Source organism: Rhizobium sp. AB2/73, assembly GCF_020871915.1.
GTDB classification, from domain to species: domain Bacteria; phylum Pseudomonadota; class Alphaproteobacteria; order Rhizobiales; family Rhizobiaceae; genus Rhizobium; species Rhizobium dioscoreae.
In genome coordinates this window covers 1972455-1998479 of record NZ_CP067071.1, presented here as the reverse complement: position 1 = coordinate 1998479, position 26025 = coordinate 1972455, and the positions used below count along the sequence as shown (strand labels likewise).

General features: G+C 59.9%; 22 protein-coding genes and 1 other RNA gene. 21 read left to right on the top strand and 2 right to left on the bottom strand.

Annotation, left to right across the window (positions count from 1 at the left end):
- Window positions 1-60 precede the first annotated feature (60 nt).
- Complete coding sequence (locus tag I8E17_RS09935; protein WP_069612547.1) at window positions 61-1272, bottom strand: pyrophosphate--fructose-6-phosphate 1-phosphotransferase; 1212 nt, start codon at window positions 1270-1272, stop codon at window positions 61-63.
- Between the two features lie 274 nt (window positions 1273-1546).
- Here I8E17_RS09935 and I8E17_RS09930 point away from each other — a divergent pair, with 274 nt between their 5' ends.
- The 17 genes from I8E17_RS09930 (at window position 1547) to murB (ending at window position 20147) form a co-directional block, all read left to right on the top strand.
- Entirely contained in the window at window positions 1547-2257 is a 711-nt protein-coding gene (locus I8E17_RS09930; RefSeq protein WP_069612546.1) for a DnaJ family molecular chaperone, read from the top strand.
- Window positions 2254-3015, top strand: a complete 762-nt coding sequence (locus I8E17_RS09925) for an N-acetylmuramoyl-L-alanine amidase (RefSeq protein ID WP_069612545.1) — start codon at window positions 2254-2256, stop codon at window positions 3013-3015. The genes I8E17_RS09930 and I8E17_RS09925 overlap by 4 nt, the downstream gene beginning before the upstream one ends.
- 267 nt (window positions 3016-3282) lie before the next feature.
- Window positions 3283-3840, top strand: a complete 558-nt coding sequence (locus I8E17_RS09920) for a transglycosylase SLT domain-containing protein (RefSeq protein WP_069612544.1) — start codon at window positions 3283-3285, stop codon at window positions 3838-3840.
- 78 nt (window positions 3841-3918) lie between these two features.
- Complete coding sequence (locus I8E17_RS09915; protein ID WP_069612839.1) at window positions 3919-5112, top strand: FAD-dependent oxidoreductase; 1194 nt, start codon at window positions 3919-3921, stop codon at window positions 5110-5112.
- A 67-nt stretch (window positions 5113-5179) separates the two neighbouring features.
- Window positions 5180-5579: RNase P RNA component class A (gene rnpB / locus I8E17_RS09910), an RNA gene on the top strand.
- A 428-nt stretch (window positions 5580-6007) separates the two neighbouring features.
- Complete coding sequence (gene mraZ, locus I8E17_RS09905; protein WP_069612838.1) at window positions 6008-6448, top strand: division/cell wall cluster transcriptional repressor MraZ; 441 nt, start codon at window positions 6008-6010, stop codon at window positions 6446-6448.
- 14 nt (window positions 6449-6462) lie between these two features.
- Window positions 6463-7488 carry a 16S rRNA (cytosine(1402)-N(4))-methyltransferase RsmH gene (rsmH, locus tag I8E17_RS09900; RefSeq protein ID WP_069612543.1) on the top strand — a complete coding sequence of 342 codons (1026 nt, stop codon included), beginning with the start codon at window positions 6463-6465 and terminating at the stop codon, window positions 7486-7488.
- Window position 7489: 1 nt separating this feature from the next.
- Window positions 7490-8011 carry a hypothetical protein gene (locus I8E17_RS09895; protein WP_069612542.1) on the top strand — a complete coding sequence of 174 codons (522 nt, stop codon included), beginning with the start codon at window positions 7490-7492 and terminating at the stop codon, window positions 8009-8011.
- Window positions 8011-9765 (top strand): penicillin-binding protein 2, encoded by a 1755-nt coding sequence (locus tag I8E17_RS09890; RefSeq protein ID WP_069612541.1) that lies wholly within the window; start codon window positions 8011-8013, stop codon window positions 9763-9765. Before I8E17_RS09895 ends, I8E17_RS09890 begins: the two co-directional genes overlap by 1 nt.
- A 66-nt stretch (window positions 9766-9831) precedes the next feature.
- The gene (locus tag I8E17_RS09885; protein WP_113366036.1) at window positions 9832-11295 is read left to right on the top strand and encodes a UDP-N-acetylmuramoyl-L-alanyl-D-glutamate--2,6-diaminopimelate ligase; all 1464 of its coding nucleotides are present in this window, start codon (window positions 9832-9834) and stop codon (window positions 11293-11295) included.
- Window positions 11292-12752 carry a UDP-N-acetylmuramoylalanyl-D-glutamyl-2,6-diaminopimelate--D-alanyl-D-alanine ligase gene (locus I8E17_RS09880; protein WP_069612539.1) on the top strand — a complete coding sequence of 487 codons (1461 nt, stop codon included), beginning with the start codon at window positions 11292-11294 and terminating at the stop codon, window positions 12750-12752. The genes I8E17_RS09885 and I8E17_RS09880 overlap by 4 nt, the downstream gene beginning before the upstream one ends.
- Window positions 12753-12763: 11 nt before the next feature.
- Complete coding sequence (mraY, locus tag I8E17_RS09875) at window positions 12764-13885, top strand: phospho-N-acetylmuramoyl-pentapeptide-transferase (RefSeq protein ID WP_069612538.1); 1122 nt, start codon at window positions 12764-12766, stop codon at window positions 13883-13885.
- Between the two features lie 7 nt (window positions 13886-13892).
- Window positions 13893-15305: a UDP-N-acetylmuramoyl-L-alanine--D-glutamate ligase gene (gene murD / locus I8E17_RS09870; protein ID WP_069612537.1), complete on the top strand. Its 1413-nt coding sequence runs from the start codon at window positions 13893-13895 to the stop codon at window positions 15303-15305.
- Window position 15306: 1 nt separating this feature from the next.
- The gene (gene ftsW, locus I8E17_RS09865; protein WP_069612536.1) at window positions 15307-16461 is read left to right on the top strand and encodes a putative lipid II flippase FtsW; all 1155 of its coding nucleotides are present in this window, start codon (window positions 15307-15309) and stop codon (window positions 16459-16461) included.
- A 181-nt stretch (window positions 16462-16642) separates the two neighbouring features.
- A complete protein-coding gene (gene murG, locus I8E17_RS09860) occupies window positions 16643-17764 on the top strand; it encodes an undecaprenyldiphospho-muramoylpentapeptide beta-N-acetylglucosaminyltransferase (RefSeq protein WP_069612535.1) in 1122 nt (373 codons plus the stop codon).
- Window positions 17761-19176 (top strand): UDP-N-acetylmuramate--L-alanine ligase, encoded by a 1416-nt coding sequence (gene murC / locus I8E17_RS09855; protein ID WP_069612534.1) that lies wholly within the window; start codon window positions 17761-17763, stop codon window positions 19174-19176. The genes murG and murC overlap by 4 nt, the downstream gene beginning before the upstream one ends.
- On the top strand, window positions 19173-20147 hold the full coding sequence (murB, locus tag I8E17_RS09850; protein ID WP_069612533.1) for a UDP-N-acetylmuramate dehydrogenase: 975 nt from the start codon (window positions 19173-19175) through the stop codon (window positions 20145-20147). Before murC ends, murB begins: the two co-directional genes overlap by 4 nt.
- A gap of 90 nt (window positions 20148-20237) precedes the next feature.
- On the opposite strand, the gene I8E17_RS09845 is transcribed toward murB, so the two are convergent.
- On the bottom strand, window positions 20238-21569 hold the full coding sequence (locus I8E17_RS09845; RefSeq protein ID WP_069612532.1) for an MFS transporter: 1332 nt from the start codon (window positions 21567-21569) through the stop codon (window positions 20238-20240).
- A 255-nt stretch (window positions 21570-21824) separates the two neighbouring features.
- On the opposite strand from I8E17_RS09845, the gene aqpZ reads away from it, so the two are divergent.
- The 4 genes from aqpZ (at window position 21825) to ftsA (ending at window position 25986) form a co-directional block, all read left to right on the top strand.
- Window positions 21825-22511, top strand: a complete 687-nt coding sequence (gene aqpZ / locus I8E17_RS09840; protein WP_069612531.1) for an aquaporin Z — start codon at window positions 21825-21827, stop codon at window positions 22509-22511.
- 300 nt (window positions 22512-22811) lie between these two features.
- Entirely contained in the window at window positions 22812-23738 is a 927-nt protein-coding gene (locus tag I8E17_RS09835; RefSeq protein WP_069612530.1) for a D-alanine--D-alanine ligase, read from the top strand.
- A gap of 11 nt (window positions 23739-23749) precedes the next feature.
- Window positions 23750-24658, top strand: a complete 909-nt coding sequence (locus tag I8E17_RS09830; protein WP_183814447.1) for a cell division protein FtsQ/DivIB — start codon at window positions 23750-23752, stop codon at window positions 24656-24658.
- A complete protein-coding gene (gene ftsA / locus I8E17_RS09825) occupies window positions 24655-25986 on the top strand; it encodes a cell division protein FtsA (RefSeq protein ID WP_069612528.1) in 1332 nt (443 codons plus the stop codon). Before I8E17_RS09830 ends, ftsA begins: the two co-directional genes overlap by 4 nt.
- The last annotated feature ends 39 nt before the right edge of the window (window positions 25987-26025 follow it).

Sequence of the window (26025 nt, the reverse complement as noted above, 5' to 3'; positions counted from 1 at the left end):
TCCGCCTGATTGTCAATCAGGCGGATTGACCACCGATTAAGCCGATTGATCGCCGATCGGTCAGGCTTGTGAGTACTTCTGCCCGATATGGTCCATGACTTCGGCAAACCAGGGAGTGGCGATATCGAAGGCCTTGCCGCCCTTGATGCGCGGGAATTCGATGACGCGCAGCTTACCGCCCTGACCTTCATCATGTCCCGTGACGCCGGACACCTTATTGAGGGCACTTTCCACCGCGAGGTCGACCATCCCCTGAATCAGGCGCAGGTCCTCGCCGTTTGCGGGGGCGGAGCGTGCGAAATAGCCCGACTTCTGTACCATGGAGCGTTCGGCGCCGATGATCGCTGCGAACTGTTTCTGAAACCAGCCGCCGACATTGATCGTGTCGATCTTTACGTGGCCGAAGGCGTCGCGCTTGACGGTTTCGCCGGAGGCTTCCCGTTCGGCAACGATGGCGTCGAGGCCGGCACCTTCCGATACGAAGAGCGTCACCTGGCCGGTCTTCTCCATGATATTGCGCAGGCGTTCGCCTTCCACCTCGATATCGAATGCCATTTCCGGCAGATAGAGGCCGTCGATGCCCTTCATCTCGGCGTTCATCATGAAGCCTTCGACATATTCGTTCGCGCTGCTTTTCTGGATATAGGCGCGCGCGGTCGCCGCCGTCAGCCAGCCACAGTGGCGGCCCATCACTTCATGAATGACGAGCGTTTTCGGTGCTGCGGTCTGTTCGTTGCTGACGTTGTCGAAGAAGTGAGCGCCGACTTCGGCGGCCGTCCAGGCCCCGAGGGACTGACGGATCGGCACGATGTCGTTATCAACAGTCTTCGGCAGGCCGACGACGGTCAGATCATAGCCGTTGGCGCCAAGATAGGCAGCAAGATCGGCCGCCGTCGTATTGGTGTCGTCGCCGCCGATCGTGTGAAGGATGGTCACACCGTCGGAAGCCAGTCGCTCGGCTGCGACGCGCAGCGGGTTTTCGCCTTCCTTGACCAGGCCGCGCTTGACGCAGTCTGCAATGTTGGTGAGCTTGACGCGGCTGTTGCCGATCGGCGAGCCGCCATAGCGATGCAGCAGATAGGCGCGCTCGCGCATGGCCTGCGTCACCTCGATGCTGTCACCCAGCAGAACCCCCTGATAGCCGGAACGATAGGCGATGATGTCGAGATCGGGCGCCACATCGTTATAGCGCTGGATCAGCCCGCCAACGGCAGACGAAAGGCAGGGCGCCAATCCACCGGCAGTGAGCATTGCGACTTTCTGTTTGGCCATGGGGATCCTCCTTGCAGACAAGCTGCTTCATTTCAATGGTTGCGGTGGAATGGATGCGACAGGCAGGCAAGGGTGTAAAGTAAAGAATTTACGAAAGCGGCGGTTTGTTTCGTCTTCAAAAGCCGAGCGAGGCGATTGGACGATAGTTCGCATTTGCAGCATCATTACCAAATTGTGAAAAGTGTTTTCGGGCTCGCGACGAATGGACTGCTTGCAATGGCAACCATTATTTGATCAAGGTGTTCTACTGTTTCAGTAGGATATCGAGACCGGCATGTCGTTCTGGGAAAAATTGCTGAATGCTATCGGTAGCACTGCCGGCAATGCTCTGTCGGCGGTGGTCGAGGCTATTCGCACCGTCTTTGAAGGCGATCCGGAAACGCGCCGTAAGGTGGCATTTTCCGTCGCCATAATCGCTCTTTCCGCCAAAATGGCGAAAGCAGACGGTGTGGTCACGGAAAACGAGGTCAACGCGTTCCGCGAGATCTTCGAATTTCCGCCCGACCAAGCGAAAAACGTCGCCCGTCTTTATAATCTGGCGCGCCAGGACGTGGCCGGTTACGAAGCCTATGCGGAGCGGCTGTCTTCCCTTTGCGAGACCTGCACGAAGAATTGCCCGGTGCTGGAAGACGTACTCGACGGTCTCTTCCATATCGCCAAGGCGGATGGCCTGATCCATGAGAAGGAAATGGATTTCCTTCAGCATGTGGCCGAAATTTTCCATATGAGCGAAGAGCGGTTCGAGCAGATAATGGCGCGCCATGTGAATGTTGGCGGCCGCGATCCTTACAAGGTGCTCGGCGTCTCGCGCCAGGACGATTTCCCGACGATCCGCCGTCGCTACCATGGCCTCGTCTACGAGAACCACCCGGATCGCCTCGTGTCGCGTGGGGTGCCGGAAGAGTTCCATGCCATCGCGAACGAACGCATGGCGGCTCTGAATGCGGCTTATGCCGAGATCGAGAAAGAACGCCGCGCAGCATGAGTGCATTCCAGGCCGATTTCGCTCGTGCCCATGTGCAGCCTTCGCCGAACCATGGCGAGAGGCGGGATGGACGTCGGCCTGATATCATCCTTTTGCATTATACCGGCATGGGGACCGCCGAAGGAGCTTTGAACTGGCTCTGTCGTCCGGAGAGCCAAGTGTCGAGCCATTATTTCGTCTTCGAGGACGGGCGGATCATGCAGCTTGTTCCCGAAGAGCGCCGAGCGTGGCATGCGGGCAAGAGTTCGTGGCATGGCGAGACCGATATCAATTCATCGTCGATCGGCATTGAGATCGCCAATGCCGGCCATCCCGGCGGACTGCCTGAATTCCCCGATGCGCAGATCGAAGCGGTGATCGAACTGTGTCGCGATTGCGGCCAACGCTGGGCAATCGCGCCTGAACGGGTGCTTGGACACTCCGATGTTGCCCCTGTGCGTAAGGTCGATCCGGGCGAGAAATTCCCCTGGGCGCGGTTGGCTGCGGCCGGTGTCGGGCACTGGGTTGAGCCGGCGTCGATCACCGGCGGTCGCTTCTTCCAGAAGGGCGATGTCGGTCAGCCGATCGAGGCCTTGCAGTCGATGCTCTCGCTTTACGGCTATAGTACTGAAATAAATGGCGAATTCTCGGAAAAATTGAAGGGCGACGTCGAAGCCTTCCAGCGCCATTTTCGGCAGGAACGTGTGGACGGCATCGCCGACTTTTCGACGATCGATACGCTGCATCGCCTGCTGGCCGCGCTGCCGCGCTATTCCTGAATTCGTTCCATCCCGTTATCGGCGTTTATAGCCGGCTATAGATGCGAAAACGCGTAACACCCTGCTGCGCCACAGCTTTTCCCTATTATCTCCGCATTGCATTGGTCTAACGACGCTCGCTGAACGGCGGTCGCGCCGTCTGGGTTTGTGTGTCGCGCGACCGTAGACGACTAATGGGGACTGTGCATTCCGGCGGCTCTTTTTGCCTCCAGCCGGACGTGATGGCTTGCGCTATCCGCGGTCCCGCCCCTGGAGACAAAAGACTACATGAAAAATTTGATTGTTGCGGCTGTGGCATGCGTGGGCGTGCTGCTGGCGGGATATGATTCTGCCTCTGCAGGCGAGCGCCATGCGAAGCAGAAAACGGTTCCTCTCAAGATCGTCAGCCGCACCACCGGCTTTCCGGTTCCCAATGTTCCCGCCGAATTGCGCGATGCCGAGACCTCCTTCGCACGGCAAAATCGCTATTCCGCGCTGATTGCCAAATATGCCAAGCAGAACGGCGTTGCAGTTGAACTCGCCACTGCCGTCATTCAGATCGAAAGCAATTTCAATCCGAAAACTCGTGGAAGTGCAGGCGAAATCGGCCTGATGCAGATCAAGCCGGCGACCGCCAAGCTGATGGGCTATACCGGCCGCACCAAGGGTCTCTACGATCCCGAAACGAACATCAAGTTCGGCATGAAATATCTTGCCATGGCGCAGGACCTTGGCGGCGGACCGACCTGCAACACCATCCTCAAATACAATGCCGGCCACGGCGCCACGCGCATGAACCCGATCTCGAAGCGTTATTGCGGCAAGGTGCTTGCCCTTCTGGACTGACATTCATGCCAGGATTTCGGATAGGGCGGAATCGTTTTCCGTGCTATCGAAATCGCGACTATGGATGAGGGTTACAGCATGGCAGCGGATTTCAGGTTCATCGTCGTTGGCCGGGGCATGATGGGGGCAGCCGCTGCCCGTCACCTGGCAAACCAAACGGACGGCGTTGCCGTCATCGGGCCGGATGAACCTGAAGATCGCGCCAGCCATCAAGGTGTCTTCGGCAGTCATTACGACGAGGGCCGCATCACCCGGACGATTGACCCGGACACGGACTGGGCCCGTCTCGCAAACCGTTCGATCGGCCGTTATGCGGATATCGAACGGGATAGCGGCATTCAATTCTATGCTCCGGTCGGCTGCCTTGTTGTCGGGCCGGAGCGGGGCGGTGAAATAGCTTATGTCGGCGATGTCGTGGAAGCGGGCAGGCGGCTCGGCGTGCAAACCGATATCCTCGATGGTGCCGAGCTCAAGGTGAAGTTTCCCTTCTTCTCCTTCGCATCGGGAAGCGAAGGGGTCTTCGAACCGCATGGGGCCGGCCATATCAGCCCGCGCCGGCTGGTCAAGGCGCAATCCCTGCTGGCGGAAAAGGCGGGCGCGCGCGTCGTCAAGCAGACGGCGCTGTCGATCCGCGATGAGGGTGGCCTTGCTGTCGTCACGACGGCGGAAGGCGATACATTCAGCGCGGAAAAGATATTGCTCGCTGCCGGCGGTTTTTCCATTGCCGAGAATCTCTTGCCGCGACCTGTTGAGATGAAGGTTTATGGCCGCACGATCACTTTCTTCGAGGTGAGCGAGGCGGAAGCCCAAGCCCTTTCCGGCATGCCATCGGTGATATCGAAGGCGGCTGATGATGTGGACAGCATCTATATGCTGCCGCCGATCCGCTATCCGGACGGCAAATATTACATGAAGATCGGTGGCGATCCCGATGATCTCCAATTCGAAACCGAGGCGGAGCTGCGTGCCTGGTTCCGCACCGCCGGCCGCGACAAGGCCCGCGAGCATCTGGTGCGGATATTCCACGGGCTCGTTCCCGGCGTGAGGCGGCCACCGGCTTTCACCAACTCCTGTGCCGTCTCCTATTCGCCAACGGGCTATCCCATGATCGGCTATACCTCTTCGCCGCGTGTTGCGGTCCTGACGGGTGGCTGCGGTACGGCCGCCAAGAGTTCCGATGAAATCGGACGGCTCGGGGCGGAACTGCTGCTTACAGGCCGAATCAACGACGAAGGCTACAGCACGGATTTCTCAGCGCATTTCCGCAACTGACATCCGCTCTTCACAAACAAGCATATTTCGGTGGCAATTGCGGACGGTCTCGGTTAATGAGCCTGTGCCAGTTGGCCGGGCAGCCGCGCTTCATCAATGCCGAAAGGCGATGGGGTGAGGAAAGTCCGGGCTCCACGGAAACACGGTGCCGGATAACGTCCGGCGGGGGCAACCTCAGGGAAAGTGCCACAGAAAGCAAACCGCCCGATCTCCGGATCGGGTAAGGGTGAAAGGGTGGGGTAAGAGCCCACCGCGTCTCTGGCAACAGCGACGGCACGGAAAACCCCACCGGGAGCAAAACCGAATAGGGATGACACGGAGTGCGCAAGCGCTCCAGCCTGTTTCCGGGCCGGTCATCCGGGTGGGTTGCACGAGGCGCCGCGCAAGCGGCGTCCCAGATGAATGGCTGCCACGTTCCGGCCTCGGCCGGAGCCATACAGAACCCGGCTTACAGGCCAACTGGCAAATCATCGCGCTACTTCGAACGGCGCGTCCGACGCTTCCGCGAAAATTTTTGAAGCTGCCGAATGCCCTGCATTTCAAGGCTTTCAGCCCTCGACAGGCGAGGGTTTTAACCTGTGAAAACAATCCGTTTCGATACGTATCCTGAAGCCGATCCTAACCTTTCGTTAAACTTAACGTCTTATGAATATTCAGGCTGCGGCCACGTCTGACGTGGCTTCATCCCATTGACGCCCATATGGTCCCATGGTATCCCAAAAGAACACTGCACAAGGGCAAATCAGAGCCCAATTATCGCAAAGCCATGATTGCTCCCGTTCTGGGGGTGTCGCAGGGGCGTCGGCTCTTTCGGCTTGCGAAGCTGTGTCCGATTTTGGCTGTGCCTGTAAGCGAGTAGCGGCTTGCGGGTCATGGGGGACGGGTGTTTCGCGTCATGAACCGCTTCCTGTCAAATGCGACCAACCGGATCGATTCCAAAGGGCGGGTTTCCGTGCCGGCGGCGTTTCGTTCTGTGTTGGCCGAGCGCAATATCCAGGAGCTGTACTGCTTTCAGGATTTTGTGTTTCCGGCGATCAGCGTCGGTGGTCTCGATCTGCTCGATCGCTTCGAGCGGCAGATTGCGACGGACGATCCGTTTTCGCCGGCAGCAAACCAGATGTCGCTCCTCATTCACGGGGGCGGGGTCTTCATGAGGCTCGATGCGGAAGGGCGGCTGATGGTCACGGATTTCATCCGCGACTTTACCGGAATCGCAAACGAAGTAACCTTTGTCGGTCGGTCGGATCATTTTCAATTGTGGCGACCGGAGGCCTTCCTGGCCTTGCAGTCGCAGGCACGAGAGGAGCGCAGGCTGGCGGGCAGGCGCTCGGAATAGAGCGGGGAAGCGGAATGGCGGCGAATTCAGGCGGAGGTTCTTCTGATGCCGGTGGCGGACCGGTTCGTCACATTCCGGTTCTTCTTCCTGATGTGTTGGAGGCGCTGGCTCCGGCGCCTGGCAAGGTCATCCTCGATGGAACGTTCGGGGCTGGCGGCTATACCTCAGCCATCCTCAAGGCTGGCGCCAATGTGATCGCGCTCGATCGCGATCCGACAGCGATTGCTGCGGGGCAGGCGCTGGTTTCCGCCCATCATGGCCATCTCAAGCTCATTCAATCGCAGTTTTCTCAGCTGGCTGAGCATGCTCCTGAAGGCGGCCTTGATGGCGTCGTGCTCGATATCGGCGTCTCCTCCATGCAGATCGATGAGGCCGAGCGTGGTTTCTCTTTCAGCAAGAACGGCCCGCTCGACATGCGTATGTCGGCAAGCGGCGTCTCGGCCGCCGATGTCGTCAATCGCGCCAAGCTTGCCGATCTCATTCGCATTTTCGTGTTTCTGGGCGAGGAAAAGCAGGCGCCGCGCATCGCTCACGCGATCGAGAAGCGGCGTGCGGAGGCTCCTTTCGCGACCACTCGCGATCTGGCCGGTCTGATCGAGGTCGTGACGCCGCGAAAGGCGAAGGACAAGATTCATCCGGCGACGCGGGTCTTTCAGGCTTTGCGGATTTTCGTCAATGACGAGCTCGGTGAGCTGGCTCAGGCATTGTTTGCAGCCGAGCGCGCCCTCAAGCCGGGCGGGCGCCTCGTTGTCGTTACCTTCCATTCGCTGGAGGATCGCATCGTCAAGAAATTCTTCGCCGACCGTTCGGGTCGTGCCGCCGGATCGCGTCACATGCCGATCGTGAACGAGCGGCCCGCCACCTTCGAGCCCGTCGGCAAGTCGATGATTTCTGCGAGCGAAGCCGAAGCGGAAGTCAATCCGCGTGCTCGTTCGGCCAAGTTGCGTGCGGGGGTTCGCACCTTGGCTCCGGCGGAGGCGGCAGATCTTTCGATCTTCGATCTGCCCAGTCTCGCCAGTCTTGGAAAGCTTGGGGGCTAAAATGCTGAAGACTTTTGACATTGTGCTGATCGGCGTCATGACGGCCATGGCCAGCGTGACCTATACGATCAAGCATCGTGCCGAGCTGAAGCTGGAAGAGGTTCGCCGCCTCGAATCCGAAATCAAGCTTGAGAGGGATACGATCGATCTCCTCAAGGCGGACTGGGCACTGGTTTCTCAGCCGAACCGGCTTGAACGCCTCGTCAACACCTATAATAGCGAACTTCAGCTGCAGCCGACGCTCTCGACAGCGATCGTTCAGCCAAGCGAATTGCCGATGTTGCGCTCGCAGCTTCCGCCGCCGACGGTAACGGCCTCCAACGATCCGAAGAGCGGCAAGGCGGGCGGTGCCAAGAACGGCGCATCGGTGGCCTCGAGCAACGGCGATACGACGGATGCTCAGATCAGGAAGGCCATCGCCGATGTCGCAGCCGCTCCGGCGCCGCGACCGAAACCGCCTGCTCTTGCCAAGCGCAAGAAGCCGGATGTCGACAACATGGCAACGGGATCGGTGAGGGATTAATGTCTTTTCTTTCGCGCATCATGGTCCTGAAGAGCAAGGCCCATTTCTCCACTGACGGCAACAACCGCCCAAGCGACGGCTTTTCTCGTTCGAGCTTTGAGGGCGTGCGCAAGCGCAAGTCCAGTCAGGCAAAGAGCCGCGTCGTCTTGTTGGTCGCAAGCTTCGTCGCCGTCTATTGCGTGATCGGCGGCCGGCTTGTCCAATTCGCCATGACATTGCCTGAGATGACGTCAAGCATTCTGCCTCCGGATCGTCTGATGGCCTCGCGTCCTGATATCGTCGACCGTAATGGCGCCCTGCTGGCAACCGACATCCGCACGGTCTCGCTGTTTGCCGAGCCGAACAAGATCATCGACGCGGACGAAGCCGTCGAGGAATTGCGCAAGGTTCTGCCGGATCTCGATACCAAATCCACCTACAAAAAGCTTTCGGCGAAATCCTCGCACTTTGCCTGGCTCCGTCGGCAGCTGACGCCGAAGCAGCAGAACCAGATTTTGGCGCTCGGCATTCCCGGCATCGGCTTCCGTCCGGAGAAGCGCCGCTTCTATCCGGGCGGTACGACTGCCCCCCATATTCTCGGCTACGTCAACATCGACAATCGCGGCGTTGCGGGCATGGAGAAATATATCGACGACCAGGGGCTCGCCGACCTCGCTGCTGCGGGCATGACCAACGATCAACCGCTGCAGCCGGTGAAGCTTTCGATCGATCTGCGCGTACAAGGCATCGTTCGCGATGCGGTCGTCAATGCCGTCAAGAATTTCCAGGCCAAGGGCGCGGGTGCCGCAGTCCTCGACGTCCACACCGGCGAGGTTCTCGGTATGGCCTCGGCTCCGGACTTCGATCCGAACTATCCGAACGAGGGCGCCACGGAAGGCTGGCTCAACCGCATGACGAATGGCACGTTCGAAATGGGGTCGACCTTCAAGACCTTCACCATGGCCATGGCGCTGGACGATGGCAAGGTGACGTTGCGGGATGCCTTCGATGCCACCAACCCCATCCGCATCGGCGGCTTTACCATCAAGGATTTCCACGGTCAGCGGCGCGTTCTGACGGTTCCCGAAATCTTCCAGTACTCCTCGAACATCGGCACGGCCAAGATCGCCGATCTTGTCGGGATCGAGGGGCACAAGGAATTTCTCACCCGTATCGGCCTGCTCACGAAGATGCAGACCGAATTGCCCGAGGTGAAGATGCCGTCACAGCCACGCGTCTGGAAGAAGATCAATTCGATCACGATTTCCTTCGGTCACGGCGTCTCGACGACGCCCTTGCAGACAGCCGTCGCGGGAGCAGCGCTCGTCAACGGCGGCAAGCTGATAGAACCGACCTTCCTGCCGCGCACGCGCGACCAGGCCGATGCCATCGCCAAGATGGTCGTCAAGAAGAGTACCAGTGATGACGTGCGCTTCCTGCTCGAGTTCAACGGTACCAGGGGCTCGGGTCGCAACGCCCGCGTTCCCGGCTACAATGTCGGCAGCAAGACCGGCACGGCCGATAAGGTGGTCAACGGTCGGTATTCCAACACGCTGAACTTCAATACCTTCATGGCCGTGTTTCCGATCGACAATCCGCAATACATCGTCATGACCTTCATCGACGAGCCGAAGAGCGGCGAGCGCGGCGGCGGGACGATTTCGGCCTTCACGGCATTGCCGATCGCCCGCGACATCGTCGCTCGCGCGGCGCCAATTCTCGGGGTACAGCCCAGTTTTGGAAAAGATGACTCGGCCTTGCTGGCGTCTTATTAAGCGTGAAAGAATACACACGTCGATTCGCGAGGGGCGGACTGATCGAGAAGGCGAAAAGTACATTCGATGAACTTGCGGGATATTGCCGGAAATGAGTTTCCGGAACTCAACACACAGATTGGCGGAGCGCTTGGCGATCTCGAGATAAGCGGGATCTCTGCCGACAGCCGTAAGGTGGTGCCAGGCATGGCCTTTGTTGCCGTTGCCGGTACGAAGGCGGATGGAGCAAGTTTCATTGCCGATGCCGTTTCGCGCGGCGCTTCCGTTATCGTTGCGGGTCATGTGGCCGATGCCGGAAATGTGCCGCTGCTGCAGGTTGGCGAGCCGCGCCGGTTCCTCGCTGTCGCCGCATCCCGTTTTTACGGACGCCAGCCGGAAACCATGGTGGCGGTGACGGGAACTGCGGGTAAGACCTCCGTTGCTTCTTTCACGCGCCAGATCTGGGCATATGCCGGCCATCCGGCCGCCATGATCGGCACGACGGGCGTCGTTTCGCCGACCCGCAACGAATATGGCGCGCTGACGACGCCCGATCCGGTGTCGCTGCACAAGTTGCTGGCCGAACTGGCGGAGGAGGGCGTTACCCATGCGGCGATGGAAGCATCCAGCCACGGCCTCGACCAGTTCCGGCTCGACGGCGTGAAGCTTGCTGCTGCTGCCTTCACCAATCTCGGTCGTGATCACATGGATTACCATCCAACGGTCGAGGACTATATGGCGGCCAAGATGCGGCTGTTCCGCGATTTGCTGCCGAAGGGTTCGCCGGCTGTCATCTTTGCCGATGACGCCTGGTCCGCGCAGGCGATTGCCGCCGCCAGAGACGCTGGGCATGATGTCCGCACCGTCGGGCGCAAGGGCGATTTCCTGACGCTGAAGCGCGTCGAGCATTTTCGCCACAAGCAGATCGCCGAGGTCCGTGTCGGCGACGACATCTTCGAAGTTCATATCCCGCTCGCAGGCGATTTCCAGATCGCCAATGCGATGGTCGCTGCCGGTCTCTCGATCTCGACGGGTGTTGCCGCGCCCATTGCCATGGCAGCGCTCGAAAAGCTTGTCGGTGCGTCCGGCCGCCTGGAGCTGGTCGGTCATACGCATGACGGCGCGCTCGCCTATGTCGACTATGCCCATAAGCCGGATGCGCTGGAAAACGTCCTGAATTCGGTGCGGCCGTTCACGACGGGACGTGTCATCGTCGTCTTCGGCTGTGGCGGCGATCGCGATCGCGGCAAGCGCCCGATCATGGGCGAGATCGCCTGCCGTCTGGCCGATGTCGTCATTGTCACCGACGACAACCCGCGTTCCGAGGATCCGGCGATGATCCGCTCGGAGATCATGGCGGCTGCCGCTTGCGCGACGGAGATCGGCGATCGCGCCGAAGCAATCCGCAAGGCTGTCGGGCTGCTTAAATCCGGCGACACGCTGATCGTTGCCGGCAAGGGACATGAGGAAGGTCAGACGATCGGCAGTGTCACGCTGCCGTTCTCCGATCATGCCGAATTGCGCAAAGCATTGGAGGATTTGAAGTCTTGAGCTGGCTATGGACAACTGAGGATCTGATCGCTGCAATCTCGGGCCGCTTCGTCGGATCGCTGCCCGCTGGTATCACGGGCATTTCCATAGACAGTCGTTCCATCCAGCCGGGCGAGGCCTTTTTCGCCATCAAGGGCGATCGTGTCGACGGCCATGACTATGCCAATATCGCTATGGCGAACGGCGCCGCTTTCATCGTGATCAGTGAGGCACGGCTGCCGGCGATGGGCGGCCTGGCCGTGCCGAAGGTGGTCGTCGATGACGTCTTGGCGGCGCTTGCGCGGCTCGGTGTTGCCGCCCGCAAGCGCACGCGGGCGAAGATCATCGCCGTCACCGGTTCGGTCGGCAAGACGACGACAAAGGAGATGCTGCGCCGCGCGCTGACGCCTTCGGGGAAGGTGCATGCCTCCGTTGCTTCCTTCAACAATCATTGGGGCGTGCCGCTGACATTGGCCCGCATGCCTGAGGATACCGATTTCGGCGTTTTCGAGATCGGCATGAACCATCCCGAAGAGATCAGGCCGCTGGTCAAGATGGTGCAGCCGCATGTCGCGATCATCACCACGATCGCGCCGGCCCACCTCGGCAATTTCAACAGCATCACCGAAATTGCTGCCGCAAAGGCGGAGATATTCGACGGTGTCGTGCCGGGCGGTCATGCCATCCTCAATCACGACAACGATCAGTTCGAGATGCTGGAGAAGGCTGCCATGACGGCCGGGATCGAGCATATCCATAGCTTCGGCCAGCATGCGAAGGCCGATGTCCGCCTCGCAGAGTTTAATGCCTCGGAAGAGAATTCGACACTTTGGCTGACGATCGGCGGCGAGACCATGGAGGTCGCGCTTGGCGCACCGGGGCGTCACATCGCGGAAAACGCGCTTGCCGTGCTGGGCGCCGTCATGCTTGTGGAGGCCGATCTCGATCAAGCGGTCGATGCGCTGGCCGACCTGCAGCCGGAAAAGGGCAGGGGCCAACGCCATAAGCGTGCGATCGGCAACGGCTACTTCACGCTGATCGATGAAAGCTACAACGCCAATCCTGCCTCCATGCGCGCGGCTATCGCGTTGCTGGCGACGACATCGCCGCAGGCGGGACCAGGCGGACGGGCGGGCAGGCGGATCGCCGTGCTCGGCGACATGTTGGAAATGGGGGATTATGCCCAGCGCGTGCATGCCAACCTCGCGGGGCCGCTGCTTGCTGCCGGCATCGAGCATGTCTGGCTGGCTGGTCCGGAGATGGCAGCTTTGAGGGATGAGCTGCCGGAAAGCGTTCATGTCGAATATCACGAGACGACTGAGGAACTCTCGGAATTCGCGCTCAATTCTGTCGCCCCCGGCGATGTCTTGATGGTGAAATCGTCGCTGGGAATGGGGTTTGGAAAGATCATTGCGGGCTTGCTTGACAAATTTCCCGCATTTTCCGACACGGGCCTCCACACCCATCAGGGGCTTTAGAAAGGGCTCTTATGCTGATCTGGCTTGCCGAACTGTCGGACCATATTCATTTTTTCAGTACCCACTTCAGATTCCTCAATCTGTTCAGATACATCACGTTCCGTACCGGCGGTGCCCTGTTCACGTCAGCGTTGATCGTTTTTCTCTTCGGGCCGCGAATCATCTCCTCCCTGCGTGTGCGTCAGGGCAAAGGGCAGCCGATCCGCGCTGATGGTCCGCAGACGCATTTCAAGAAGGCCGGCACCCCGACCATGGGCGGCCTCATGATCCTGGCCGGCATCGTCGTATCGTCGCTGCTGTGGGCTGATCTTGCCAATGTCTACGTCGTCGCCACCTTGCTCGTGACGCTCGGCTTCGGTGCGATCGGCTTCTATGACGATTATCTCAAGGTCACGAAGCAGAGCGACAAGGGCTTTTCCGGCCGCGCGCGCCTCGGCATCGAATTCGTGATTGCAGCGATTGCCGTCTATTTCATGATGACGACGGCGCTGTCCTCCGGTCCCGCCGGCTCCACCTTCGGCTCGTCGATTGCCTTCCCCTTCTTCAAGAACCTGCTGCTCAATCTCGGCGTGTTCTTCGTATTTTTTGGCGCTTTTGTCATTGTTGCCGCTGGCAATGCCGTCAACCTGACGGACGGCCTGGATGGGCTGGCGATCGTGCCTGTCATGATCGCAGCCGCGTCCTTCGGCGTCATCGCCTACCTCGCCGGTAACTTCGTTTTTGCAGACTATCTGGCGATCAATTTCGTGCCCGGAACGGGCGAACTGGCTGTCGTTCTTGGTGCTGTCATCGGTGCCGGCCTCGGCTTCCTCTGGTTCAATGCGCCGCCGGCCGCAATTTTCATGGGCGATACTGGTTCGCTGGCTCTCGGCGGCATGATCGGCTCCGTCGCCGTCGCCACCAAGCACGAGATTGTCATGGCGATCATCGGCGGTCTCTTCGTGCTTGAGGCGCTTTCCGTCATCATTCAGGTCGGCTTTTTCAAGATGACCAAGCGCCGCGTCTTCCTGATGGCGCCCATTCACCATCACTTCGAAAAGAAGGGCTGGACGGAGAGCCAGGTCGTCGTGCGTTTCTGGATCGTCGCTGTCATTCTCGCGATGATCGGCCTTTCCACTCTGAAGCTGCGGTGAGGCAAGAATGATCCCCGTCACCACGCTGAACGGAAAGAAGGTCGCTCTCTTCGGCCTTGGCGGCTCCGGTTTTGCGACGGCACGCGCGCTCGTTGCCGGCGGCGCCGATATCACGGCCTGGGACGACAATCCGGACAGCGTGGCAAAGGCATCCGCCGAGGGAATAGCGGTTGCCGATCTGAGGACGATCGACTGGAGCGGCCTGTCGGTTTTCGTTTTGTCGCCCGGCGTGCCGCTGACGCACCCGAAGCCGCACTGGACCGTCGATCTCGCTCATGCCGCCGGTGTTGAGATTATCGGCGATGTCGAGCTTTTCGTAAGGGAGCGGCGGGCGCATGCCCCGGATTGCCCTTTCATCGCAATCACCGGGACGAACGGCAAATCGACGACGACGGCGCTGATCGCCCATATCCTGCAATCGAGTGGGCGTGACACGCAGCTCGGCGGCAATATCGGGACTGCGGTGCTGACGCTCGATCCGCCGAAGTCCGGGCGTTTCTACGTCGTAGAATGTTCCTCCTATCAGATCGATCTGGCGCCCACGCTCAACCCGTCCGCCGGCATCCTGCTGAACCTGACGCCCGATCATCTCGATCGCCATGGCACGATGCAGCACTATGCTGACATCAAGGAGCGGCTTGTCGCGGGCAGTGATGTCGCCGTCATCGGCGTCGATGACAGCTATTCCTCCCTGATCGCCGACCGTATCGAGCGAGCCGGCGGCAAGGTCACGCGAATTTCGCGCCGGCATGTGCTAGCGGCTGGTCTCTATGCCGAGGGCAGCCGCATCCTGCAGGCATCGAACGGTGCGGCAAGCGAGATCGCCGATCTCGACGGTATCCAGACCTTGCGCGGCGGCCATAACGCACAGAACGCAGCGGCGGCGATTGCTGCATGCTTGGCCGTCGGCATTTCCGCCGAGGAGATCCGGGCCGGACTGAAATCCTTCCCCGGCCTCAAGCATCGCATGCAGCCCGTGGGAAGGCGCGGCCGGGTCGTCTTCGTCAACGATTCCAAGGCGACCAATGCGGATGCGGCAGCCCCCGCGCTTTCGAGCTACGAAAATATCTACTGGATCGCCGGTGGTCTGCCGAAAGAGGGTGGCATCACCAGCCTGGCGCCGCTCTTTCCGCGTATCGCCAAGGCCTATCTGATCGGTGAGGCGGCACCCGCCTTTGCGGCAACGCTCGGCGAGCAGGTTCCCTACGAGATTTCCGGCACGCTGGAACGCGCCGTGGCACATGCTGCCGCGGATGCGGACAGGGACGAACGGGAGTCCGCGGCGGTGATGCTGTCACCGGCCTGCGCAAGCTTCGATCAGTACAAGAATTTCGAGGTCAGGGGTGACGCCTTCGTCAGCCATGTCGCGGCGATCGATGGTGTGACCATGCTGATCGGTTCAGCAACTGGAGGCAAATGATATGGTAAGCCGCGTTGAACGTGGGGCCTTGGCCGAATGGTTCTGGACCATCGACCGCGTGTTTCTCGCCCTTTTCATCCTCTTGATCGGCATCGGCTTTATGCTGTCCTTCGCGGCTTCGCCAGCGGTGGCGGAGCGTATCGGGCTTGAGCCGTTCCACTTCGTCAAGCGCCATGCCCTGTTCCTCATCCCGGCCATCGCGGCGATGATCGGCATTTCCTTCATGACGCCCCGGCAGGTACGAAGGACCGCCGTCATCCTGCTGATCGTGTCGCTGGCGATGATGCTTTTCGCGCTTTTCTTCGGCATCGAGGTCAAGGGCTCGCGGCGTTGGGTGAATATCGCGGCCTTGTCGATCCAGCCTTCGGAATTCATGAAGCCGGCGTTCGTCGTCGTCTGCGCCTGGCTGTTTTCCGAACATGCCCGCCAGCCGGAAATTCCGGGTAATCTCTTCGCCATCATCCTCTTTGGCATCGTCGTCGCCTTGCTCGTCGCGCAGCCTGACCTTGGCCAGACGATCCTGACGACCGCCGTCTGGGGCGGCATGTTCTTCATGGCCGGCATGCCCTGGCTGTGGATCATCGTGCTCGGCGGCCTCGGCGCGGGCGGTTTCGTCACCGCCTATTATGTCTTCGATCACGTGGCGCAACGCGTGAACAAGTTTCTGACGGGCGAGGGCGATACGTTCCAGGTCGACACTGCCAAGGAAGCGATCGTTCATGGCAACTGGTTCGGCGTCGGTCCTGGCGAGGGCATCGTCAAGCGTATCATTCCGGACGCCCATACCGACTTCATCTTCTCGGTGGCGGCCGAAGAGTTCGGTGCCATCTTCTGCATCGTGCTCGTGCTGATCTTCGCCTTCCTCGTGCTTCGCGGCCTGTCGCATGCCTACAAGGAGAAGAACGACTTCAACCGTTTTGCCGTCGCCGGTCTGGTGCTGCAGATCGGCATCCAGTCGATCATCAACATCGGCGTGAACCTGCAGCTGCTGCCGGCCAAGGGCATGACGCTGCCGCTGATTTCCTACGGCGGTTCGTCGATGACCGCGATCTGCGTGACGGCGGGCTTCATTCTGGCGCTGACGCGTCACAGGCCGGAAAAGCGTGCGCAGGATCGGACCATGTTCCGCGTGACGCACGGTTTGCCGGCGGAGTGATCGTCTTGGGACTACCGGCCATCTGCTCCTCATATCTCCTGCCTGCTCTTCATTCTCCGGTCGCTTTTCCCAAAACGCCGGTCTATGAGGGGGGCTTGGCCCGCGCCGATGACGCGGTCGGGGCGGCTTCCTATATTAGGGAGATGCCCCGAGTAGTGGGGTATTCGCGGGAGCGAAAATCATGAGTAAAGGCATTGTCCTTCTTGCCGCCGGCGGTACCGGCGGTCACGTATTTCCGGCCGAAGCACTGGCCTACAAGCTGAAGGAGCGCGGCTATTCCGTGCACCTCGTCACCGACAGCCGTGCCGAACGCTATGCCGGCAAATTCCCAGCCGACGAGATTCATGTCGTGCCCTCGGCAACCATCGGCTCGAAGAACCCGTTAAAGGTTGCGCAGGCCCTCTGGACGCTATGGACCGGCATGCGCGCGGCGCGCAAGCTGATTCAGCGCATCAAGCCCGTCTGTGTCGTCGGCTTCGGTGGCTATCCGACCGTTCCGCCACTTCTGGCAGCCACGCGCATGGGCGTGCCGTCCATGCTGCACGAGCAGAATGCGGTCATGGGTCGCGCCAACAAGATGCTGGCGACGCGCGTGCGTGCGATTGCCGGCGGTTTCCTTGCGGAGAATGGCGCATTTGCCGAGAAGACGGTGACCACGGGCAATCCCGTTCGGCCAGCCGTCATCGAAGCAGCAAAACGCCCCTATGTGCCCTCCGGTCCGGAAGATCCGTTCAACCTTGTCGTCTTCGGTGGCAGCCAGGGGGCGCAGTATTTCTCCAAGGCTGTGCCGACAGCGATCAGCCTGCTTGAGGAGCCGCTGCGAAAGCGGCTGCGGATCACGCAGCAGGTGCGCCCTGAGGATATGGAGACGGTCAACAGCTGCACGAGAAAGCTTGACATGGGCGCCGATGTCGCGCCGTTCTTCAACGATATGGCGGAGCGCATCGGCGCTGCGCACCTGGTTCTCTGCCGCTCCGGTGCCTCCACGGTCTCCGAGCTTGCGGTTATCGGGCGCCCCGCGATCCTGGTTCCCTATCCGCATGCGCTCGATCACGATCAGGCGGCCAATGCGGCTGCACTGGCGGCAACCGGCGGCGTGAAGGTCATCGTGCAGTCGGAACTGACGCCGGAGAAACTTTCCACCATTCTGCGCGGCGCCATGACCATGCCGGAAAAGCTCGCAAAGATGGCTGCATCAGCCAAGCAGGCGGGCAAACCGGATGCGGCAAACTTGCTTGCCGACATGGTTGAGGCTATTGCCGCGGGACGTTCAATTCAGCAATTCAAGGGGGCAGGCGCATGAAGCTGCCGAAGGCAATCGGCCTTGTGCATTTTATCGGTATCGGTGGCATCGGGATGAGCGGCATTGCCGAGGTTCTGCATAACCTCGGCCATCGCGTGCAGGGGTCCGATCAATCGGAAAGCGCCAACGTGCAGCGGCTGCGCGACAAGGGTATTCCGGTCCATATCGGTCACAAGGCTGAAAACCTCGGCGATGCCGAAGTCGTCGTTGTCTCCACCGCCATCAAGAAGAGCAATCCGGAGCTGGTCGCGGCGCGTGAAAAGCTGCTGCCGGTCGTGCGCCGTGCCGAAATGCTTGCCGAATTGATGCGCTTTCGCAGTGCGATTGCCATCGGCGGCACGCATGGCAAGACGACGACGACCTCGCTCGTGGCGACGCTGCTGGAAGCCGGCGGCCTTGATCCCACGGTCATCAATGGCGGTATCATCAATGCCTATGGCACCAATGCACGCATGGGTGAAGGCGAGTGGATGGTGGTCGAGGCAGATGAGTCGGACGGCACTTTCCTGAAACTGCCGGCCGATGTTGCGGTCGTTACCAATATCGATCCGGAACATCTCGATCACTACGGCAATTTCGATGCCGTGCGCGCCGCTTTCCGGCAGTTCGTGGAGAATGTGCCGTTCTACGGCTTCGGCGTCATGTGCATCGACCATCCGGAAGTGCAGTCACTGGTTAGCCGCATCGAGGACCGCAAGGTCATCACCTATGGCGAGAACCCGCAGGCCGACGTGCGTTTCTCGAATGTGCGGATCGATGGCACGCGTTCGCTGTTCGATATCGAAATCCGCAGACGCCGCACCGGCAAGGTGATCCAGATCAAGGATCTCATCATGCCGATGCCGGGCCGCCACAATATTTCCAATGCGACCGCCGCCGTTGCGGTTGCCAATCGGCTGGGGATTTCCAGTGAGGCGATCGCCAAGGGCCTTGCATCCTTCGGCGGCGTCAAGCGCCGCTTCACGCTGACCGGAGAGTGGAACGGGGTCAAGGTCTTCGACGACTACGGCCATCATCCCGTCGAAATCAAGGCAGTGCTGAAGGCAGCACGCGAAGCATGCAAGGGCCGCATCATCGCCGTTCATCAACCACATCGCTACACGCGCCTTTCGAGCCTCTTCGAGGAATTCGCGGCTTGCTTCAACGATGCCGACAGTATCTTCCTGGCGCCCGTCTATGCCGCCGGGGAAGATCCGATAGAGGGCGTTGATTCGCAGACGCTGGTTTCGCGTATCAAGGCCGGCGGTCATCGCGATGCGCGCTATCTGCCCTCACAGGAAGATCTTGCCGCCATGGTTGCAGAGATTGCGCGACCGGGTGATTTTGTGGTTCTGTTGGGGGCTGGTAGCATCACATATTGGGCAGCATCATTGCCAAAGGAACTGGAAGGCCTCTCGGGTAAGTCCGTATGAAACAAGTAGATGGGGAAAAGCTTCTCGCGTCGCTCGGCGACGGTGTAAAGGATATCAGGGGACGGCTGACGCCGGATGCCCCGATGGATCGTGTGACGTGGTTCCGCGCCGGCGGGCTGGCGGAACTGATGTTCCAGCCGCATGATACGGATGATCTCATCACGTTCCTGAAGATCCTGCCGGAAGAAGTGCCGCTCACGGTCGTCGGCGTGTGTTCGAACATATTGGTGCGTGATGGCGGCATTCCGGGCGTCGTTCTCAGGCTTTCGGCCAAGGGCTTCGGTTCTGTCGAGCTTGCCGGTGAAAACCGCATCCTGGCCGGCGCTATCTGCCCGGACAAGCATGTCGCGGCCATGGCGATGGATAACAGCATCGGCGGTTTCCATTTCTATTACGGCATTCCCGGGAGCATCGGTGGTGCCGCGCGGATGAATGCAGGCGCCAATGGCGCCGAAACCCGTGAGCGCGTCATCGAAGTGCATGCGGTCGACCGCAAGGGCGACAAGCACGTGCTGACCAATGCCGAGATGGGGTACAGCTATCGCCATTCCGATGCGTCTGAAGATCTGATCTTCACGCATGTTCTCTTCGAAGGCTATCCGGAGGATCGCGCCAAGATTCGCACCGAGATGGATGCCGTGCGCGCTCATCGCGAAACGGTGCAGCCGGTACGCGAGAAGACCGGTGGCTCAACCTTCAAGAATCCGGATGGCTTCTCCGCCTGGAAACTGATCGACGAGGCGGGTTGCCGCGGTCTGGTTATCGGTGGCGCTCAGATGTCGTCGCTTCATTGCAACTTCATGATCAACATGGAGCAGGCGACGGGCTACGATCTGGAATATCTCGGCGAGCAGGTGCGTCGTGAGGTTTTCGAAAAATCCGGCATCAAGCTGGAGTGGGAAATCAAGCGCCTCGGAAACTTCATGCCGGGTCGGGAAGTCCGCCCGTTTCAGGGTGTGACGACTGAGTAGGTCTCGACTGCAATCGGTCATCTTCATAAAATGATTCAAGAAAATGGCCGGGTTTTCACCCGGCCTTTTCAATTGCTTATGTCTGTTTTTTCAGACTTCGTCGTTGCCCGAGAGCAGGATGCCGATCAGCGAGAGTACTGCTGCGCCGGCGAGGTAGTAGCCGACATAGACCAGACCGTAATTGGTCGCGAGCGATGTGGCGATGTAGGGCGCGAGAGACGCACCAACGATGCCGCCGAGATTGAAAGTCATCGAAGCTCCGGTATAGCGCACCGTGGTCGGGAAAGGTGCTGCCAGAGCTGCGCCGATCGGGCCATAGGTAAAGCCCATCAGGGCAAGACCGATGATCGAGCAGGCGAAGGCACCGGCAAGGCCGGCCGTCAGCAGCGACGAGTAGAACAGGCCGAAGACAAGGATGCCGATCGTCGTCAGGATAAGAACCAGACGGCGCGAATAGCGGTCGGACAGGAGACCGGAAACCGGGATCATCAGGCCGAAGAAGACGACGCCGACGAGCTGAACGACGAGGAACTGGCCCTGGGAGTAGCCGAGGCCGGCCGGAAGCGGCCCGTTGCCCGGGGGGCGGGTGCCCCAGCTCAGGGTGAATGCCGTCATCAGATAGAACAGCACGAAGGTCGCCACCGCGATGATGGTGCCGAGAATCAGGCTGCGGAAGTGCGAGCGGAAAATGACGGCGATCGGAACGGAAACGCGCTCTTCCTTCTCGATGGCTCGCTGGAATTCCGGCGTTTCGGTGATCTTCAGGCGGACATAAAGACCGACGGCGACCAGCACGATGCTGATCAGGAACGGAACGCGCCAGCCGTAGTTGAGGAAATCCGCATCCGCCATGCTTTCGCGCAGAATCAGGAACAGACCTGCCGAAAGGATGAAGCCGATCGGTGCTCCGAGCTGCGGGAACATGGCATACCAGCTGCGCTTGCCTTCAGGTGCATTTTCCGTGGCAAGCAAGACAGCGCCGCCCCATTCGCCGCCGAGGCCAAGACCCTGGCCGAGGCGGCAAAGTGCCAGCAGAATCGGTGCGAGAACGCCGATCGACGCATAGGTCGGCAGCATACCGATCACCACCGTCGAGAGACCCATGGTCATCAGGGCCGCCACAAGCGTCGCCTTACGGCCGATCCGGTCACCGAAATGGCCGAAGATCATCGCGCCGATCGGGCGCGCGAAGAAGGCGATAGAGAAGGTCGCGAAGGACTGCAGAGTTGCCGAAGTCGGATCGCTTGCCGGGAAGAACAGCTTCGGGAAGACGATAACCGCCGCCGTTGCATAAACATAGAAATCGAAAAATTCGATCGTTGTGCCGATGAGGCTCGCGATCAGAACACGTGCCGGGGAATTCGCAACAGCATTGTTCGATGACGAGGGGGTCGGCGATAAAGGAGATATCGCGTCAGTCATGTTCCCACCAATTCAGAGGATGCTAAGGCGCGCTTAGCGGATAAAAATTGTCCTTAGCGTAATTTTTGTTCAACGCAAACGTTAGCTGCGCAAGAAATCAGCGGTTGCGTGCTATTATTTTGACGTAATTGTTGATTCGTGAGCAATCAGGCGGGCGTTTGTTGTTGGAGAGGCGTACTCCGGCGAGTCCTTACCGGAATCTTTTTCACCAATGGCCGATTCTCGGTTGGATTGCGGGCTGAGGAGAAAGGTTTCATGCAGAAAAAACTCATCGCTGAGTTTCTTGGGACGTTTTGGCTCGTATTCGGCGGCTGCGGCAGTGCGATCTTCGCAGCAGCCTTTCCGAGCCTCGGTATCGGTTTTCTAGGCGTTGCCTTTGCGTTCGGTCTGACTGTGCTGACGATGGCTTTCGCCGTCGGCGGAATATCAGGCGGGCACTTCAATCCGGCCGTTTCGGTCGGCCTGACGGTGGCTGGCCGCTTTCCCGGCGGGCAGCTCATTCCCTATATTATCGCACAGGTCATCGGCGCCGTTGTCGCCGCGGCCGTGCTCTATCTGATCGCAAGCGGCAAGGCTGATTTCCAGCTCGGTGGCTTTGCGGCGAACGGCTATGGGGAACATTCTCCCGGCGGCTATTCCATGGTTTCGGCACTGGTGGCCGAGATCGTGCTGACGCTGTTCTTCCTGGTCGTGATTCTGGGCTCGACGAGCAGCACGGTGCCGGCCGGCTTCGCGCCGATCGCCATCGGCTTGGCGCTGACGCTGATCCATCTGATCTCGATCCCGATCACCAACACATCGGTCAATCCGGCTCGTTCGACAGGGCAGGCTCTCTTCGTCGGCGGCTGGGCGCTGCAGCAGCTTTGGCTGTTCTGGGTCGCCCCCATCGTTGGCGGAGCGCTGGGCGGATTGGTCTGGAAGCTGGTCGACGATAGCGAGTGATCTTGGCCTCAATTTAATGCCTACAGCCCCGCATCGAGCGCTCGATGCGGGGCTTATTGTTTAAAAAAATCTAAATGTAGTGATTTCAAAAGTAGCAACTCCATGATTCCAATGGCAGAATTCTTTAAGTCGGTTTGATTCGAAGCATGAGATCCTCGCCAGGTCGGCGGAAAGTTAACGAAAGTAAACGCTTCATTAACCTTAATGTCGTTCTAATCGGCCTATTGAAAGCGGGGCGAGAATCGCGGTTAGGCGAGGCCCTGCAAACGCAAAGTAGAGACCGTGAAGTCGGGGGTATTGATGGGTGGCAAGCATGTGGCTGTCCTTTTGGGCGGATTTTCCTCGGAGAGGCCGGTCAGCCTTTCCTCGGGAAAGGCATGCGCCGATGCCCTCGAAGCAGAAGGCTTCCGGGTTACCCGTGTCGATGTCGATCATGACGTCGCCAGCCGCTTGGCTGAGTTGAAGCCCGATGTCGTCTTCAATGCGCTGCATGGTCCCTTCGGCGAAGACGGTACAATCCAGGGCATTCTGGAATATCTGCAAATTCCCTATACGCATTCCGGCGTGCTTGCCTCGGCTCTTGCGATGGACAAGTCACGCGCGAAGACGGTCGCTGCCGCCGCGAGCATCCCGGTTGCCAGCTCGATCGTGATGGATCGTTTCGCCATTGTCGGCGAGCATCCGATGAGGCCGCCCTATGTCGTCAAGCCGGTACGCGAGGGCTCGAGCTTCGGTGTCGTGATCGTCAAGGAAGATCAGGCGCATCCGCCGCAGATCGTTACCTCTGCCGAATGGCGCTATGGCGATGAGGTTCTGGTCGAACGTTATATCCACGGGCGCGAGCTGACTTGCGGCGTCATGGATGGCAAAGTCCTCGGCGTGACCGAGATCGTGCCGCTCGGTCACAGCTTCTATGATTATGACGCCAAGTACGCCAAAGGTGGCTCAAAACATGTCTTGCCGGCGGAAATTTCACCGAATCTTTACCAAAAGATACAAACATTATCGTTAAGGGCGCATGAAGCTATCGGCTGCCGCGGTGTTAGTCGATCTGACTTCCGTTTTGACGATCGCTTTTCCGAAGAGGGCGAACTTGTCTGGTTGGAGATCAATACCCAGCCGGGCATGACTCCTACCTCCCTGGTGCCTGAAATGGCCGCTCATGCCGGCTACTCTTTTGGTGAATTTCTCCGGTGGATGGTGGAGGACGCGTCTTGTTTGCGCTGACGGTCAAAAATATGAGGCGGTCCCGTCATCGCGTCCCGCTCGCCATCGACGAGGTTGAGGACGCATTCGTCCTGCCGCGTCCGCTGCGCCGCACTGTTCGCTTCCTGGTCAGCCTCGGTTCGGGTCGCATCAATATTCCGGCTCATACGGGTACTGTTTCGACCCTCGTTCTTCTTGCTGCGACCGGCCTTTATGGCATGTCGGTTGGTGGTCATACCCAGGCGGTCGCGGAAGCGACGACCTCTGCTGCTGGTTTTGCGATCGAGGATGTAAAGGTCTCCGGCAATGACGAGACCTCGGAAATCGAGATCCTGCAGCTGCTCGGCCTCGACGGTACGACCTCGCTCGTTGCCCTTAATGCCGATGCGGCCCGCCAGAAGATTGCCAACCTGCCCTGGGTTCAGAATGTCGAGGTTCGCAAGGTCTATCCGCGGACTGTCGAGGTGAAGCTCAAGGAGCGTAAGGCCTATGCGATCTGGCAGCACGGTTCCGAGCTTTCTCTGATCCAGAAGGACGGCAGCGTGATTGCGCCGCTGCGCGACAACAAATTTGCAAAACTACCGCTCTTCGTCGGTCGTGATGCCGAAACCGCAGCGGCCTCCATCGACGACCAATTTGCCAAGTGGCCCGATGTTCGCAGCCATGTGAAGGCTTTCGTCCGTGTCGCCGGTCGCCGCTGGGATCTCTATCTGGACAACGGCGTGATCATCAAATTGCCGGAAGACAATATCGATGATGCGCTCGCGCGGCTGACCAAGCTCGACAAGGAGCAAAATCTTTTGCAGCGCGATATCGCTGCCGTCGATCTCCGGATCGATGATCGTACCGCCATTGAGTTAACTCCGGATGCCGCAATTCGCCGCCAGGCCGCAGTCGATGCAAGAAACAAGGCTTTGAAGAAAGCAGGTCAGGATACATGAGCTTATTTGGTTCGTCCCATTTCGGCCTGCCTCGGTTGAAGCCTTTGTCTTCGAAGCGGTCGCATATCGTGTCGGTCCTTGACATCGGCTCGACGAAGGTCGTCTGCATGATCGGTCGCCTGACGCCGCGCGAGGAGAGCCAGGTTCTCCCGAACCGCACCCACAACATCGAGATCATCGGTATCGGTCATCAGCGTTCCCGCGGCATCAAGACTGGCGTGATCGCCGATCTCGATGCGCTGGAAGGAGTTGTCCGGCTTGCGGTCGATGCCGCCGAGCGTATGGCGGGCCTGACCGTCGACAGCCTCATCGTCAACGTTTCGGCCGGTCGTCTCGGCAGCGATATTTACACCGCGACCATCGATCTCGGCGGTCAGGAAGTCGAGGCCAACGATCTCAAGAAGGTTCTGGCCGCAGCCTGCCAGCAGTCGATCCGTCAGGAGCGCGCCGTGCTGCACTCGCTGGCGACGGGCTACTCCCTTGATGGCGAGCGCGGCATTCGCGATCCTCTGGCCATGTTCGGGGATGCACTCGGCGTGGACATGCATGTGGTGACAGCCGAGCGCGCGGCACTTCGCAACCTCGAGCTCTGCATCAATCGAGCGCATCTGTCGGTCGAAGGCATGGTGGCGACGCCTTACGCCAGCGGTCTTGCTGCCCTCGTTGACGATGAAGTCGAGCTTGGCTGTGCTGCGATCGACATGGGTGGCGGCACGACGACGATTTCGGTCTTTGCCGAGGGCAAGCTGGTGCACACCGATGCCGTCAGCCTCGGCGGGCATCATGTCACCACCGATCTTGCACGCGGCCTTTCCACCCGCATCGAGGATGCGGAGCGGCTGAAGGTCGTTCATGCTTCCGCTCTCGCGAATTCTTCGGAAGAGCGCGAACTGATTTCCATCCCGCCGATCGGCGAAGATGAGCGTGACCAGCCGACACAGGTGCCGAAGGCGCTGGTGTCGCGCATCGTCAAGGCTCGCATCGAGGAAACTCTCGAGCTCATTCGCGATCGCATCCAGCGTTCGGGCTTCAGCCCGATCGTCGGCAAGCGCGTCGTCCTGACGGGCGGTGCGAGCCAGCTGACCGGTCTGCCCGATGTGGCGCGCCGGGTACTTGCCCGCAATGTCCGCATCGGTCGTCCGATGGGCGTGTCTGGTTTGCCGACGGCAGCCAAGGGGCCGGCTTTTTCGACCGCGGTCGGTCTGATGATCTATCCGCAGGTCGCAGACATGGAAACACATGCGCCGAGCAGCGGTCTGCTCTCGTCGTTTGGAGGTAACAACAGCCGGATCGGCCGCGTTGGCCAATGGCTGAAAGAGAGTTTTTGAGTGCCTGATCCCGGAAATCAGTCCGGGGCAAGCATCAGG